Annotated in this window: 12 protein-coding genes; 3 read left to right on the forward strand and 9 right to left on the reverse strand. The window is 66.3% G+C overall.

The annotated features are described in order from the left end of the window. Positions 1 to 14: 14 nt before the first annotated feature. The 8 genes from mftM to MYK68_RS08790 all read right to left on the reverse strand — a co-directional run bounded on the left by mftM (position 15) and on the right by MYK68_RS08790 (position 9,334). A complete protein-coding gene (mftM, locus tag MYK68_RS08755) occupies positions 15 to 911 on the reverse strand; it encodes a mycofactocin oligosaccharide methyltransferase MftM (protein ID WP_247867529.1) in 897 nt (298 codons plus the stop codon). Positions 912 to 914: 3 nt separating this feature from the next. Beyond that, complete coding sequence (locus MYK68_RS08760) at positions 915 to 1,916, reverse strand: acrylyl-CoA reductase family protein (protein WP_247867530.1); 1,002 nt, start codon at positions 1,914 to 1,916, stop codon at positions 915 to 917. Between the two features lie 82 nt (positions 1,917 to 1,998). Beyond that, a complete protein-coding gene (locus MYK68_RS08765) occupies positions 1,999 to 3,945 on the reverse strand; it encodes an AMP-binding protein (protein WP_283255306.1) in 1,947 nt (648 codons plus the stop codon). After that, a complete protein-coding gene (locus MYK68_RS08770) occupies positions 3,938 to 4,711 on the reverse strand; it encodes an enoyl-CoA hydratase-related protein (RefSeq protein WP_247867531.1) in 774 nt (257 codons plus the stop codon). Before MYK68_RS08770 ends, MYK68_RS08765 begins: the two co-directional genes overlap by 8 nt. Continuing rightward, positions 4,690 to 5,679: a LysR family transcriptional regulator gene (locus MYK68_RS08775; RefSeq protein WP_247867532.1), complete on the reverse strand. Its 990-nt coding sequence runs from the start codon at positions 5,677 to 5,679 to the stop codon at positions 4,690 to 4,692. Before MYK68_RS08775 ends, MYK68_RS08770 begins: the two co-directional genes overlap by 22 nt. A 1-nt stretch (position 5,680) precedes the next feature. Next, the gene (locus MYK68_RS08780; RefSeq protein ID WP_247867533.1) at positions 5,681 to 6,580 is read right to left on the reverse strand and encodes a DUF7973 family transport facilitator; all 900 of its coding nucleotides are present in this window, start codon (positions 6,578 to 6,580) and stop codon (positions 5,681 to 5,683) included. A gap of 114 nt (positions 6,581 to 6,694) precedes the next feature. Beyond that, positions 6,695 to 7,807 carry an NDMA-dependent alcohol dehydrogenase gene (locus MYK68_RS08785; protein WP_247867534.1) on the reverse strand — a complete coding sequence of 371 codons (1,113 nt, stop codon included), beginning with the start codon at positions 7,805 to 7,807 and terminating at the stop codon, positions 6,695 to 6,697. Between the two features lie 72 nt (positions 7,808 to 7,879). After that, positions 7,880 to 9,334, reverse strand: a complete 1,455-nt coding sequence (locus MYK68_RS08790) for an aldehyde dehydrogenase family protein (RefSeq protein WP_247867535.1) — start codon at positions 9,332 to 9,334, stop codon at positions 7,880 to 7,882. 288 nt (positions 9,335 to 9,622) lie between these two features. On the opposite strand from MYK68_RS08790, the gene MYK68_RS08795 reads away from it, so the two are divergent. From MYK68_RS08795 to MYK68_RS08805, 3 genes are all read left to right on the forward strand, one after another. After that, on the forward strand, positions 9,623 to 11,266 hold the full coding sequence (locus tag MYK68_RS08795) for a sigma-54-dependent Fis family transcriptional regulator (RefSeq protein WP_247867536.1): 1,644 nt from the start codon (positions 9,623 to 9,625) through the stop codon (positions 11,264 to 11,266). A 151-nt stretch (positions 11,267 to 11,417) separates the two neighbouring features. Then, positions 11,418 to 12,575: an iron-containing alcohol dehydrogenase gene (locus MYK68_RS08800; protein WP_247867537.1), complete on the forward strand. Its 1,158-nt coding sequence runs from the start codon at positions 11,418 to 11,420 to the stop codon at positions 12,573 to 12,575. Between the two features lie 34 nt (positions 12,576 to 12,609). After that, on the forward strand, positions 12,610 to 14,127 hold the full coding sequence (locus tag MYK68_RS08805; RefSeq protein WP_283255307.1) for a CoA-acylating methylmalonate-semialdehyde dehydrogenase: 1,518 nt from the start codon (positions 12,610 to 12,612) through the stop codon (positions 14,125 to 14,127). 355 nt (positions 14,128 to 14,482) lie between these two features. On the opposite strand, the gene MYK68_RS08810 is transcribed toward MYK68_RS08805, so the two are convergent. After that, positions 14,483 to 15,454, reverse strand: a complete 972-nt coding sequence (locus MYK68_RS08810; RefSeq protein WP_247867539.1) for a quinone oxidoreductase family protein — start codon at positions 15,452 to 15,454, stop codon at positions 14,483 to 14,485. Between the last annotated feature and the right edge of the window lie 57 nt (positions 15,455 to 15,511).

A 15,511-nucleotide genomic window follows, 5' to 3' on the forward strand; every position in this document is an offset into this window, starting at 1 on the left:
GGCCGCGGCGCCGGTCAGCGGTAGTGGGCAGGCAGTTGTCGGCCATCGACTTTCCTTTCGGGTCCAGACCCGCGCGAGGTCGGGTGGGGAGCGTGATGATCCAGGACCAGCCAGCCGCCGTGCTCGGTGAAGCAGCGTGCTTCCTGTTCAGGGAATCCGTCGGCCCACCTCCGAACTGTTGCCTCCGTGATCGTCGTGCGATGACCGAAATGTTCGGTCGGAGTCACTTCGAATGGAACAGCAATGACGACCCGGCGTCTGGCGACTCGAAGCGCTTCCCGAAGCGCCGTGTCAGCGGCTTCGGCATCGAGGTGCTCCAGCAGGTGAATGAGCGTCACGGTGTCGAAGGCGTCGTCCGGGTAAGGTAGGTCGGTGGCATCGCCGGGGCGAGCGTCGATGCCGAGTCCGAGGCGGTCGGCGGCGCGGCGAAGCAGCCGCACTGCCCCTGGCGAGATGTCGCATGCAGCGACCGTTCGACCGCTCCGCGCGAGTGTCAACGCGAAGAAGCCGAAACAACTGCCGACGTCGAGGACGGAATCTCCCCGCACCAGTTCGCGAGCTCTCTGGTGGATCGGGGCGAACTCGGCGGTGCCATCCTCGAGTGATTCGAGGGTGTTGTCGTAGAAGAGGTTCCAGGATTCGTCGATTGACGTACCGACCGATTCGATGAGTCGTACCGCAGCGTCTTCGAAATCATGCTGACCTGCCAGCACCCCCCGATCGATGAGGTTTCCAAGGAGTGCGACCACCAGATCGTCACACAGATCCCGCGTAGAGATGCGATGGCTGAGGACGAGATTTCCGTTCGGGAAGAATTGGAATCGGATGGCCTCCTCCTCATCGTTACCGTGAGTGGGGAGCCGTTGTACGTGAATTCGCCGGCTCGAGACGGGCTGATCGAGGACGGTCACCGATCACCAGCCGATAGTCGTGTCGATCACCGCGCGTCCGGTGAAGGCACCTCGACGGAGTGAATCGACGACGTCGACGATGTCCCCGACCGTGCGATCGACACCGATCCGGTCTAGGTTGCGGGGCTTGAGTTCGGTTGCAATGCGATGCCAGAGCCGTCGGCGGGCTTCGATCGGCATCTGGACCGAGTCGATGCCGAGCAGACCGACTCCTCGGAGGATGAACGGCATGACGGTGGTGTTGAGGACGCTGCCGCCGGTCAGCCCGCTGGCGGTGACGACGCCGCCGTAGTTCATCGTGCTGAGGACATCGGCCAGGGCCGCGCCGCCGACGCAGTCGACGGCGGCGGCCCAGCGCGAGCGGCCTAGCGGCCGCGGCGTGGTGTCCGGGTCCAGTGGCAGCCGGCCGATCACTTCGGAGGCACCGAGGTCACGCAGGTGCTGTTCTGCCTCCTGCTTTCCGGACGATGCGACCACCTCGTAGCCCTTGGCCGAAAGCAGGTCGATGCTCGCCGAGCCGACCCCTCCCGTGGCCCCGGTAACGATTATCGGCCCGGAGTCAGGAGTGATGCCACAGTCGATGATCGCAGCGACGCTCATCGCTGCGGTGAATCCGGCGGTGCCGATGGCCGCCGCGTCCCGCATGCTGAGCGTCTCGTCGAGTTTGACCGTCCAGCAGGCGGGCACGACCACTTCCTCTGCGTAGCCGCCGTCCCGGGCCGTTCCGATGTCGTATCCATGTGCGATCACTCGATCTCCGATACGGAACTGATCGGATGTGCTTTCCGCAACGGTGCCCACGGCATCGATCCCCGGAACGATCGGGTACTTGCGGACGACTCCGCCGCGCGGTGTGAAGGCGAGTGCGTCCTTGAAATTGACGCTCGAATAGCGAGTTCGGATCCGCACCTCGTCGGGCGCCAGATCGGCGTGGTCACGTCGTTCGACTAGGGCATCGATCGCCGGGCCGTTGAGTACTGCGGTCAGTGCATTGAAGGTTGCCATGGAATGTGAATCCTTGTCTATATCTATGTCTATATCGGTGCGTGCGGTCGCGCGCGGAGTGGAGCTGCCGGTCGGCCGGCAGCTACTCACGAACCAGGTTTCGGTCGACCGGCGACAGGGTGCGAACGAGGTCTTCGATGACGACGGCGTTTTCGATGGTCGGTGGGACGTCGGGTGATTCGCCGTCGAGTATCTGGCGAAGACAGCGGCGGACGATCTTGCCCGACCTGGTCTTGGGCAGTGTTTCGACCACGTCTACGCCACCGAGAGACGCGATCGGTCCGACGCGCTGGCGCACGAGGGCTTGAAGTTCGGACCGCAGCTCGTCGACGCGGTCCAGATGGTCGATTTCCGGCACGACGATCGCATGGGGGCGCTGGCCTTTGAGGTCATCGTGAACGCCAACGACCGCGCATTCGGAGACCCCGGGATGCTCGGCAAGCGCGGTCTCGATCTGGCCCGACGACATCCGGTGACCGGCGACGTTCATCACGTCATCCGCGCGGCCGAGCACGTAGAGGTAGCCGTCCGCGTCGAGGTAGCCGCTGTCACCGGAGGCGTAGTAGCCGGCGCGGAAGTCCAGGTAGGACTTCCGCGCACGCTGGTCGTCGCCCCAGACCCCGATCAGGCATCCCGGCGGAAGCGGCAGTCGGAGGCAGATCGCGCCTTCGTGTCCGGGTGGGACGGGAGTGCCGTCCGGGTCCAGCACGTCGACGGTGAATCCCGGAACAGGTTTGGTCGATGAACCTGGTTTCGGTGGGAGGTAGCTGAGGCCCAAGAAGTTCGACACCGTGGGCCACCCGGTCTCGGTCTGCCACCAGTTGTTGATGACCGGAGCCGGCTGGACTTCGCTGAGCCACTGCTGTGTGTCCGGGTCCAGCCGCTCGCCGGCCAGAAAGATCCCGCGTAACGATCGCAGATCACGGCGGGCGAGCTGCGCGGCGAGTGGATCTTCGCGGCGGATGGCCCGGATCGCGGTGGGGGCCGTCAGGAGCACGTTCACCCCGTAGCGCCCGATCACGTCCCAGAACGCTCCGGCGTCCGGAGTGCCGACCGGCTTCCCTTCGAACAGGACGGTGGTCGCGCCGCGCAACAACGGGGCGTACACGATGTACGAGTGGCCGACGACCCAGCCGAGGTCGCTCGCGGCGAACACCACGTCGCCGGGGCCGATTCCATACACACTCTGCATGGACCACTGCAGGGCGACCGCGTGACCGCCGTTGTCACGCACGATCCCTTTGGGAGGTCCGGTGGTACCGGAGGTGTAGAGGATGTAGAGCGGATCGGCGGAGTGCACGGTGACGCAGTCCGCGGGTGCCGCATTGGCCACGATCGTCGACCAGTCGTGCTCGTTGGGCATCGGCCGTCGTCCGACTGGCGCCGGCACCGCTGGTCTCTCGACGACGCCGATGTGCTCGACGGTGGCTGCGGCCTCCTCGAGTGCCGCATCGAGCAGGGGAAGATAGGGAACCACGTGTCCGGGTTCGAGACCGCCCGTCGCCGTCAGGATGACCTTCGGCTGCGCATCGTCGATCCGGGCGGCGAGTTCCGCAGAGCCGAAACCACCGAATACGACCGCGTGGATGGCACCCAGACGCGCGCATGCGAGCATGGTGATCGCAGCCTCCGGGATCATCGGCAGATAAAGGAGAACGGTGTCCCCGCGCTCCACGCCGAGGTCGGCGAGGGCACCAGCCGCGCGCCGGACTTCATCGAGCAGTTCACGGTAGGAGTAGACGCGCTCGATTCCGGTCACCGGTGAGACGTAGACGAGCGCCCGGCAGTCGCCTAGACCCGCGTCGACGTGCCGGTCGAGAGCATTGAACGACGTGTTCAGCGTCCCGTCGGGGAACCAGTCGGCAAGACCGCTGGAGTTTTCCTCCCAGGCCACGGTCGGTGCGTCGGTCCAGGTGGTGTTGCGTGCCGCGCTCATCCAGAACGCGGCGGGATCCGCGGCGGCCGCCGTTGCCGCCCGGTAGCGATCGTCTGAGAACGGCGCGGAGTGGAGTGCGGGCCGGTCAGGCATCGGTGAACTTCGCCGGCCGCTTCTCCAGGAAGGCGGACATTCCCTCGGTCTGATCGTCGAATGCGAACAGCGAATGGAACCACCGCCGCTCGAACAGCAGCCCCTCCCGCAGCGAGCTCTGCTCGGATCGGAGGACACACTCCTTCGCCGCGCGCAGCGCGCGCGCCGAGAACCCCGTGAGTTGCCGGGCCGCGGACATGGCCTCGTCCAGGACCGCCTCGTCGGGAACCACGCGGCTGACGAGGCCGATCCGGTGAGCCTCGTCCGCCCGGATCCTTCGGCCGGTGAGGATCAGGTCCATCGCGACGGCTTTGCCCGTGGCCCGGGTGAGGCGCTGGGTTCCCCCAATCCCGGGGATGATTCCGAGGGCAATCTCGGGTTGCCCGAAGGAGGCGTTCTCCGCGGCGATCAAGATGTCGCACATCATGGCGATTTCACAGCCACCGCCCAGTGCGAAACCGTTGATCGCGCCGATCGTCGGAATCGGGAGTTCGGCGAGTTGTTCCCACATCGCCAGATGCTCGGTGTCGTTCATCGATCCGAAGTCCTGGTCGCGCATCTCGGCGATGTCGGCGCCGGCCGCGAAGGCCCGTCCGCGGCCGGTGAGCACGAGCACGTGGGCGCGGGCCTCTCGGACGCGGCCGAGTGCGTCCGCGAACTCGGTCATCATCGTCGAGTTCAGTGCATTCAACGCCTCCGGGCGATCGAGGGTCACCAGTGCGACGCCGTCGTCGACCGTGAGATTCAGAGTTTCGTAGGGGGACAATGTGTGGCCTTCTTTCGTGATTCGGAGAGGGGCGGGAGGAGTGCGTCGAGAGACCGCGACGGCGGCTGGAGGGCTTGCACGACGTGATCGACCAGCGCGGCCGTCACTGCCCTGATGCGCGCGGCGTGCTGCACCGCAGTCGGAATGACGAGCCAGTACTGCTGAGCGATCTCGACCTCGGCCCGGAGGACTGGAACGAGGCCGGGATGGTGGTGGGCCACGTAGCTCGGCAGCAGGCCGATCCCGAGTCCGCTGAGAACCGCCTGAATCTGCGCGCTGACGCTGTTGGATTGCACGGTCGGCCGCGTCCCGGGTACCAGCTCGTCGAGGACACGGAGCGTGGCGATGTCGAGATGGCTGTCGAGGTAGTAGACGAGCCGGTGATCGCGCAGATCAGACACCTGGGTGACAGGTGCGTGATCGCAGAGGTAGCCGGACGATGCGAACAGACCCAGGGAATACGTGCAGAGGCGCCGCGACGCCACCGCCCGAGTCGGCGGCGGCTCCACCGAGACTGCGACGTCGTATTCCCCGCTTCCCAGGTCGAGGTGCCGCGTGGTGGTGAGCAGTTCGATTCGGAGTGCGTGGTGTTTGGCCAGCGGCCTCGCCAGGGCTCGCGGGGCTAGGTAGGCGCCGAACGCCTCGGGGGTGAGAAGCCGGACGGCCCCGGCGACGTCGTGCCGGGATCCACATTCGACCACGCGGTCCGCATCTTCGAGGGAGTGCTGAAGCTGCTCGGCGACCGGATAGAGCGCCTGACCGACGTCGGTCAGATCCCACCCGGCAGGTGTCCGATCGAAGAGCCGCCTGCCGATCCGCTTCTCCATGCGCCGCACATGCCGGCTCACCGTGGAGTGATCGACTCCGAGTCGCTCCGCCGCAGCGGAGATCGTTCTCGTCTGCGTGATCGCGAGGAGAATCATCAGGTCATCGGGCGCGATGCCGGTGTGCAGTGGTCGAGTCGCCATCTCAACTGCCTACCACTTGGACGACCGCGAGCACGGTGGACATGATGGCGATCGCAGCGGCTGGTGGATCCAGGTGGACCCGGCTCCGTTCCAGCACGAGGCGGGCCCAGGCCTCGGCGACGAGGGAGGCGGCTATGCCGGAGACGACGGCGACCAGGAGGACGACGCTGCTGGGGACGTTCCACGATGCGGCGGCTCGAGCGCCGATCGCCGCTGGGAGAACGATGTGATGGGTCACCGGTGCCGCTGCGCCGAAGACGAGAACGAGCAGCGAGAGCGCTGACACGCCGTAGAGAAACAGCCCGGACATTGCGCGGCTGTCCTGCGGCCAGGCGAGGAAGACCGAGCCGGCGATCGCGCCGCCGGCGGCCCCGAGAGTGAGTACCGCGCCGGCGCTGTGTTGCCACGGGAGCCACGGCAGCCGTTCGGCGAGGGGATTTCGGCCCCAGAGCAGGCCGCTGGCCAGACCGGTAACCACCACGCTCAGAGCGATCGCATCGACGGTCGATACTTCGGCTCCGGTCGACGTGTGCAGCGGTGGGATCTCGGCGAAGACGCGGGCGAGTAGCTGCCCGAGAACACCGAACAATGCACCGACCCAGAGAATCCGGGTGTCGTGGAGGCCGATCAGCGGTTTCGCGATATCGCGTCCGGACTCGAGTGCGCGGCGATGCGCGGCGTAGGCCGCGGCGGCGGCACCCGCGGCGAACAGTACGTGGGGGCCGAACACCGGGCCGAAGGCCAGCCCCGTGACGAGATCCGTATTGGGCAGGGCCACCGCAATCAGTGTTACGCCGATCACGATCGTGCCCATCAGGGCGAATCCCGCGAGTGCGCCTAACGCGGCCCCGAGGGCACCGCCGGCCGCGGCGCCGACGAACTCGCTCACCGTGAGCGTCATTGGTGTATCCGTTCTGTTTGGTTGGCGTGCTGGGCATAGCGCCCAGCCCCGCGGCAGCGGTGTCCCTGTCAGGCACACCGCTGCCGTGGGCTCGGCGAGGGTTCGGTGATCGGTTCAGTGCTGGTGCTTGATGATTCCGCGGATGTTCTTGCCCGCCAGCAGGTCGGCATAGCCCTCGTTCACCTGGTCGAGGCTGTACTCCTTGGTGATCAGTTCGTCGAGCTTGAGCTTTCCGTCGACATACATCCGCACGAGTTTCGGAATGTCGGTCGTGGGATTGCAGTCACCGAACAGCGAGCCCTTGACCGTCTTGCGGAAGTAGCTCATCTCGGTGCTCGGGAGTTTCACCGTGATCTCGTCGATCCGGTTGAGGGCGGTCAGAACCAGGATCCCGCACCGGCCGATCATCGAGAATCCGTCGCTGACCTGCGTGTCCGTGATCAGGTCGGTGGTGATGATCGCGGCGTCCGCTCCCTGACCGTTGGTCAGATCGTCGATGTAGGCCTTCGCCTCGGCGGCGCCGGCGAAAGTTGCCGTCGCTCCGAGTTCGGCCGCTTTGGCACGCTTGTTCTCGAGTGGATCGATGGCGATGATGTGCTCGGCCCCCGCGTGCTTGGCACCCTGCACGGCGTTGACGCCGATGCCGCCGATGCCGAAGATCGCGACGATGTCGCCCGGCTTGGTCTCGGCTGCGTAGACCGCCGACCCCCAGCCGGTGGGCACCCCGCAGCCGACGAGCACGGCCTTGTCCAGCGGGATGTCGTCGTCGACTTTGACGACCGAGTACTGGTTGATGACGTTGTACTGGCTGAAGGTGCCCAGCGTGCACATGGCGCCGTACTGTCCGCGCGGGCCGCTGATCGGCCAACGTGGGCCTTCGAGGTGACCTTCGAGCATGGCCGCGTTCATGTCACAGACGGACTGACGGCCGGTCGCGCAGTACTTGCAGCGTCCACACGTCGGGGTGAACGAGCAGATCACGTGATCGCCCGGCTTGACTCGAGTGACGCCGGGACCGACTTCCTGAATGATGCCGGCCCCCTCGTGTCCGAGTACCATCGGTAGCCGCGCGATGGTGTCGCCGATGGAGATGTGCACGTCCGAATGGCAGAGACCGCCGTAGAGATACTGGATCAGCACCTCGTTGGGGCCCGGCTTGTCGAGGGTGAGTTCTTCGATTTCGATCGGCTTGCCCGGCTCGATCACGACTGCTGCCTGTGTCTTCATCTGAGTTCCTTCTGGTAGTCGCCCGCTTCTGGTTCGCGGGACGAGTGATGGGGAGGTGACAGTTGGGCGCTGTCAGAGGTGCTTGATATTCACGACGTGGACGTCGGTGAACTCCTCGACGCCCGTCCGGCCGAACTCGGCGCCGAGGCCGGACTGCTTCACGCCGCCGAACGGGACATCCGGGGTCAGCTGAAAGTGGTGGTTGATCCACGTCGTGCCTGAGTCCAAGCGGCCCGCCACCTCCGTGGCCTGCTCGATATCGGTGGCCCACACCGAGGCTCCGAGTCCGTACTCAGAGTTGTTTGCGCGGCGGATCGCATCGTCGAGGTCGTCATATGCGATCACGGAGCGAATCGGCGCGAACGTCTCCTCGCAGATGAGCGGATTGTCTTCGACGATGTCCCGGACCAGGGTGGGCTCGATGAAGTAACCGGGTCGGTCGAGCGCGCTACCGCCCGTCACCACGGTGCCGTGTTCGGCGGCGATGGCAAGCGCCTCGCGGGCCTTCTCGAACTGGACCTTGTTCTGCAGCGGACCCACGTCGCTCGCGGGGTCCAGACCGTGGCCGACGGTGAGTTCGGCGGTGCGCTTGACCATGGCGTCGATCAGGTCGTCGTAGATCGCGGCCGGCGCATAGATGCGTTTGATCGACACACACACCTGACCGGCATTTGCGAACGCCCAGGTGCAGAGTCCTTCAGCGGTCTTCTCGATGTCAGCATCCTCGAGGACGATGGCGGGATCGTTGCCGCCCAGTTCGAGTGTGACGCGCTTCAAGGTCGGCGCGCACGCGGCCATGACGTACCGCCCGGTGACCGTCGAGCCGGTGAAAGAGATCTTGTTCACGCCAGCGTGGGCGGTGAGCAGCGGACCGACATCGCCACCGTCACCGATCACGTTGAACACGCCGCCGGGCAGCACGTCCTTGATGAGTTCCGCGAAGTACATGGTCGCGATCGGAGTGGTGGGCGATGGCTTGAGAACCATCGTATTGCCGACGATCAGTGCGGGTGCGAGCTTGTAGACCGCCTGGAACAACGGGAAGTTCCACGGGGTGATCGCGCCGACGACGCCGACGGGCCGGCGGCGCAGCTCGACGTACCCGCCCTCGTCGTCTCGAAGCACTTCCGGATCGAGCCGGTAGTCGGCGTAGTAGCGGGTGAAGTCGATCGACCACGACACGTCGTCCCGCGCCTGTGTGATCGGCTTGCCCTGCTCCAGGGTCGTCAACTGCGCGAGTGCTTCGTGGTGTTCGGCGAGGACATCGGCGACGGCGTGCAGGTAGCGGCCGCGCTCGGCGTACCCCAGTGCTTCCCACGCCGGCTGTGCACGCCCGGCCGCGGCGACGGCCAGATCCAGCTGCGCCGGCGAGGCGACGGGCGCGGACGCGACGTGTTCGCCCGAACCGGGATCGACGACCGGAACGGTGGCGGCGCCGTCGACCAGGTCACCGCCGATCAGTTGCTTGAACTGCTTCGCAGCGACGTCGAACCCGACCGCTGGGGCCGGACTGAGAGTCGAGGTCATCAGATTCCTCCTGTTGCTGGTGCCGATTGGCACCGAAAAGGGATGGGTGTCGGGCGGATGCCGCGAGGCCCGGGAAAGTCGACACCGGGCTGCTGAAGCCGACAGATCTCATTGTTGCGACCCAGGTCACAGGCATCTGTTCGAGATCGCTACACGCTGGTCGAGCTCTCCGGGTCCCGTGTGAGGTCCTACGCTGGTGGCCTATCTTGTGATTGCCGGCACAGATGCCGGGGTGGAGGCTCGGTTGGCCGGATCGCTGTGACAGGCGAATCGGCAGGAGGTTCGAGAATGAGTGACAGGTCTGATTCGTCGCGGACGAGGCCGGAGCCTGCCGATGGTGTGCTCAAGGCGTCGTGGCAGCGCTCTCAGCTGGCCGGACTCGATCCCGCCATGCCGATGGACCCGCCGGTCAGATCGGGCATCGACATCGAGAGCCGGTTGTTCCGGTCGGCGGAGCCGGTCTTGGAGCGGATCCGCGGTGAGATCGCCGGCGAACGGCTGTCCGTGATGCTGGTCGGCGACCAGGCAGAGATGCTGACGACCGTCAATGGCTGTTCCGAGATCGATGCCGTGGTCGAGCGGATCGGTGCTCGGCCCGGTGCCATCTGGCGCGAAGACACCACCGGGACCAACGCTCTCGCGACCCCGTTCGAGACCCGCCGCCCCTTCTTCGTGAAGGGGCGTCAGCACTATGTCGAGGGCCTTCACGACTACAGCTGCTACGGGAGGCCGATCTTCAATCCGCTGACGAGTCGACTGATCGGCGTGCTGGACGTGATGACCGAGGCTGGTTCCGAGTCCGCGCTGATGCGTCCATTCATCGACACTGCGATCATGGAGATCGAGCGGAGTATTCGGGAAAGCGCAGGAAGCCGTACAAAAGCGGTGATCGGTGCTTTCGAAGCCGCGGCAACCCACCCTGCCGCGATCGTGGTCGCCGTGTCGTCGTCGGCGGTACTCCAGAGTGCTGCGGCGGCGCGGGTGCTCACATCATCGGACATCACCATGCTCCGGGACCTGGCTGCGGGTCTTCGAGGACGGACCAGCACCGACGTCGAACTCGCCAACGGCGGCTCGGCCGCAGTGAATCTGGAAGCCATTTCGGGCACGGACGGCGTTCTTGTGCGGATACAGGCGCGGCAGCGGCCGTTTGTGCCGCGTTCGGCGGAGCCGCTGCGCGGGTGGTCTCCGGTGCAGCAGTGGATCGACGAGTTCCAGGAGTCGGCGGCGGCGGCGGCGATCGTCGGCGAGGGCGGTAGCGGCCGGTCGACAGCACTGAAGAGTGCGGTCGGAGCGCGGCGGCATTGCCGCGTCGATGGTCGCCTTGACGATCCGGCGAGGGTCGGCGAGAAGCTTCGGAGTCTCGTGCGCGCCGGTGGCCGAGATCTGATCGCGATCGACGACCTCGATCAATTGTCGGCGCAGGCGTTGGCCGACGTGGAGCGGTTACTCTCGATGGGAGTGCAGATCGTGGCGACCAGCGAGAAGCCGGGGGCAGAGAACGGTCCGCTCCATCGAATTCTGGATTTGTTCGACCACAGGCAGAATCTCCCGGCGCTCCGAGACTGCCGCTCGGAGATCGTTTCGACGCTCAACGAGTTGGCCGGGCCGGGAGTGCGGTACCGGTTCACCCCGCAGGCGACGCGGATTCTCGAGTCATACTCGTGGCCCGGGAATCATCGGCAATTGGCTGCTGTCACACGATCATTGGCGGCCTTGCGCGGCACCCTTATCGACGTCGCCGACCTGCCTCCGGAGCTCCGTTCGAAGGCGACAACGAAGGCGATGACCCCTTGGCAGCAGGCCAGCTGCGACGCGCTCATCCGAGCGATGGAAATCTGTCACGGAAACAAGGCTCACGCCGCTGACTATCTGGGAATCAGTCGGAGCACCCTTTATCACCACATCAAGGAGTACGGCATCGTCGTGTAGGTGCGGCCGAACGCTCACCGGTGTGCACGACTGCACAAGCATGTGGGCAATTGGGCGTTGTCGGCACTCGGCGGCCTCGGGAAGAGTGACATTCGACCGCCCAGACAGGCGGAGCACTTCTCCTTAGCAACGACACGAGGGAACCGCCAGAATGCCCACTCTCATCGCCCTGCCCCGAATCCTGCGGATCGGTGCCAACGCGCTCGCTGAGCTGCCCGCAGTGTTGACCGACACCGGATGTCGTCGGCCGCTGATCGTCACCGACGCGTTCCTGACCTCGACCGGCGCCGTGGCGAGGGTCGTCGAACTCCTCGCCGAGGCCGGCATCGACTGCACCGTCTTCGACGATGTGGTGCCTGATCCCACCACCGAATCGCTCGGCCCGGCGATCGCCCGTTTGCGCGCGAGTGGTTGCGACGGGGTGATCGGATTCGGTGGCGGCAGTTCGCTCGACACCGCGAAAGCCGTCGCACTGCTGGCGACTACGGAGCGTCCGCTCCGGGACTTCAAGGCCCCGGCGCAGACCGACGAGCCGCTGCTGCCGATTGTCGCGATTCCGACGACGGCGGGAAGCGGTTCGGAAGCGACACGTTTCACGGTGGTCACCGATTCGCAGTCCGGCGAGAAAATGCTCTGCCCCGGCCTGGCCTTCCTGCCGATCGCCGCGGTGGTCGACTACACGCTCACCATGACGATGCCCGCCCGGCTGACCGCTGACACCGGTATCGACGCGTTGACGCACGCCGTCGAGGCGTACGTGAGTGCCCAGGCCAACTCCTTTTCCGACGGGCTCGCGCTGGCCGCGATCGCCACGATAGGCCGGTACTTAAGGCGCGCGTACGCGGACGGTTCCGATGCGGAAGCACGCGAGCACATGATGCTGGCGTCGACGCAGGCCGGAATCGCCTTCTCCAACTCCAGTGTCGCGTTGGTGCACGGCATGAGCCGCCCACTCGGCGCGCACTTCCACATCAGTCACGGGCTCTCCAATGCGATGCTCTTCCCGGCGGTCGCCGAGTTCTCACTCGGAGGCGCGACCGCGCGCTACGCCGACTGCGCCCGCGCCTACGGTGCCGCCGACGCTGCGGATTCGGATCTCGCTGCGGCCGGGAAGTTCGTCGAGGAACTCCGTCGCCTCAATCAAGACCTCGCGGTTCCGGCTCCGCACGAGCTGGGCATCGCCCCGGATGATTGGACGCGACTCCTGTCGACCATGTCCGAGCAGGCGCTCGCCTCGGGAAGTCCGCAGAACAATCCCGTCGTACCCAGCGCGGACCAAATCTGTGCGATCTATCGCGCCATCTACTGATCTCGTCAGATACCCCAAGCAAGGAGCTTTCGCTATGTCTACCACTTTCGAAACAGCCGAACCGGTCCTCGTCGGGCATTGGATCGACGGCCGCCCGGCATACTCCGATGCGGCGGTCGCTCGATTCGACGTGTACTGCCCCGCGACCGGAGAGATCACCAAGCAAGTTCCGGCAGGAACGGCCGAGGACGCCAGGGCCGCCGTCGCCGCGGCGGCTGCCGCTTTCCCCGCCTGGTCGGCTATCCCCCCGCACATTCGCGCCCGCGTCATGTTCTCCTTCCGGGAGAAGCTGTTCGGTGACATCGACCGCCTCGCCGCGATCATCTCCGACGAACACGGTAAAGTGCTCGACGACGCAAGGGGCGAGGTGCTTCGCGGAATCGAGGTCGTCGAATACGCCTGCGGCATTCCGGAGCTGTTGAAAGGCGAATTCACCGATAGCATCGGACGCGGAGTCGATGGCATGTCCCTGCGGCAGCCCCTCGGGGTCGTCGCGGGCGTGGTGCCTTTCAACTTTCCGGCGATGGTTCCGCTGTGGATGTTCCCCATCGCCCTCGCTTGTGGAAACACCTTCGTGCTCAAACCGTCCGAAAAGGTGCCCACTCTCGCCATGGAGATGGCGCAGCTGCTCAAGGAAGCCGGGCTTCCCGACGGTGTCTTCAACATCGTCCACGGCGGTCGCGAAGTCGTGGACACGCTGATCACCCATCCCGATGTCGAAGCCGTCAGTTTCGTCGGGTCCACCCCGGTAGCCGAGCATGTGTACAAGACCGGGAGCGACGCTGGAAAGCGCGTCCAGGCGCTCGGCGGAGCGAAGAACCACCTGGTGGTGATGCCTGATGCGGACGTGGACAACGTGGTCTCGGCGCTCATCGGTTCGGCGTTCGGCTCCGCGGGCGAGCGCTGCATGGCGATCTCCGTCGTGGTTCCGATCGGCGACGAGATCGGCGATGCGGTCCGGGATGCGCTCGTCGCGCGGATCGCGGAGCTGCGTGTCGGTCCCGGGACCGAGCCTGGGGTGGAGATGGGGCCGCTGATCACCGCCGCGCACCGCGAGCGAGTGGTGTCCTACATCGAGGCCGGCGTCGCGGAAGGAGCCGAGCTCGTCGTCGACGGCCGGAGCGGACGAACCGATCGTGGCTTCTTCCTCGGCGCGTCGTTGTTCGACCGTGTCACTCCGGACATGCGGATCTATCGCGAAGAGATCTTCGGTCCGGTTCTCAGCATCGTCCGAGCGTCGTCGTTCACCGACGCTCTGGAGCTGGTCAACGCGCACGAATTCGGAAACGGCGCGTCGTTGTTCACTGCCGATGGGCGTGCCGCACAGATGTTCATCAGCCAAGCGAAGGCAGGCATGATCGGCGTCAACGTTCCCATTCCGGTGCCGATGGCGTTTCATTCGTTCGGGGGCTGGAAGCGTTCATTGTTCGGCGATCACCACATCCACGGTAGGGAAGGGGTGCGGTTCTACACGCGATACAAGGCGGCGACGGTGCGCTGGCCGGAGGCCGGATCGGCGGCGGCGGAGTTCGTCATGCCGACCTCGAAGTAGCAGCCGGTCAACGTGCGATCGGCGGCCGGTCCCGGCCGCTGATTCCACGTATCCTGCGACGCTAGACTGAGCATGCCGCCGTGCCTCCGACGAGTTGATCAGGCTCTTCGGGGTGTGCGTGACGGCTATGGGTCAGCGCGGGATCTGCTGCGCTCTTCGCGCCGCGCACTGTGCGCGGCGACGACCTCGGGTCCGACCCATCGCACCGGGCCCATCCCGACCGCGCACGCACTCAGGTCGCGTACGTGCGCCTCTGTGCCGAACGCGAGGCCAACCGCCGCGAACGCCAAGCCCGCGACGTCTACGGCAGATACCCGGGCTTTCTCGAAGAACGGCCGTTCTGACCCGATCCGCCTCAATCCGGCACGACCACGACGCGCTCCGGACCGCGGTCGGCCCAGGCCTCGCCGATGCGGGACAGGGGATAGACCGTATACGGGACGCGGACGGTGCCGGCGGCGACCTGCTCGATGAAGCCGGCCAGGCCGTCCATCAGCACCTCGTGGTCGACGCTGCCCAGGCCGCTGCCGCTCAGGGTGTAGCGGCGGCTGCGCAGCAGCGCGCCGGGCACGCGGGCGTCGGCGCCGGCCATCGTGCCGACCTCGACGTGCGACACCTCGGTCGCCTCAGCGAGCGGGGCGACGGCGACGAACGTCCGCTCGGCGACCGGCCCCCACAGGAAGTCGACGACGATGCTCGGCGCGTGCCCGTCGAGGGAGTTCCGGATGGCATCGGAATCTTCGTCGGTGCCGGTCAGGGCCACGGTGGCGATCGCGTCGCCGTGTTCGCCGGCCAGCCGGTCGAGGACGTCGGCGTTGCGGCCGACCGCGACCACGCGCTCGGCGCCGAGCGCCCGCGCGTTGTCGACGGCGAGGCCGCCCGACATGCCGGTGGCGCCGAGGATCAGCACGGTGCCGAGAGTCCGGCCCGTCGCCGCGACCGCGGTGCGCCGCGTGCTCAGCGGGATCCACGATGCCAGTCCGGGATTGCAGCCGGCGGCGACGGCGAGCGGATCCACGCCGTCGGGGAGCGCGACGCAGAAGTCGTCCGGCACCGAGATCCGCTCGGCCATCGTGCCCCAGGGCGCGGGCGCCATGCCGGTGTAGACCAGCGTGCCGTCGGCCGTGCGCGCCACCGCGTCGATCCCGGGGACCAGCGGCCAGCTGCCGGTGGAACTGTAGTGATCGCCGGATGCCCGCATCCGGACGATGTTGTGGATCCCGGCGCCGACCAGCTCGACGATGCTCCGGCCGTCGGCCGGAACCGGCTCGTCGAACTCCCCGGCGACGGGGTCGTGTGCGGGTGCGGTGACGATGGCTGCCTTCACGACTACCTCCAATTTAACGTTGTTAAGGACTGTCTCCAGCGTCCTCTAACGCTGTTA

The organism is Gordonia sp. PP30 (genome assembly GCF_023100845.1).
Taxonomy (GTDB): domain Bacteria; phylum Actinomycetota; class Actinomycetes; order Mycobacteriales; family Mycobacteriaceae; genus Gordonia.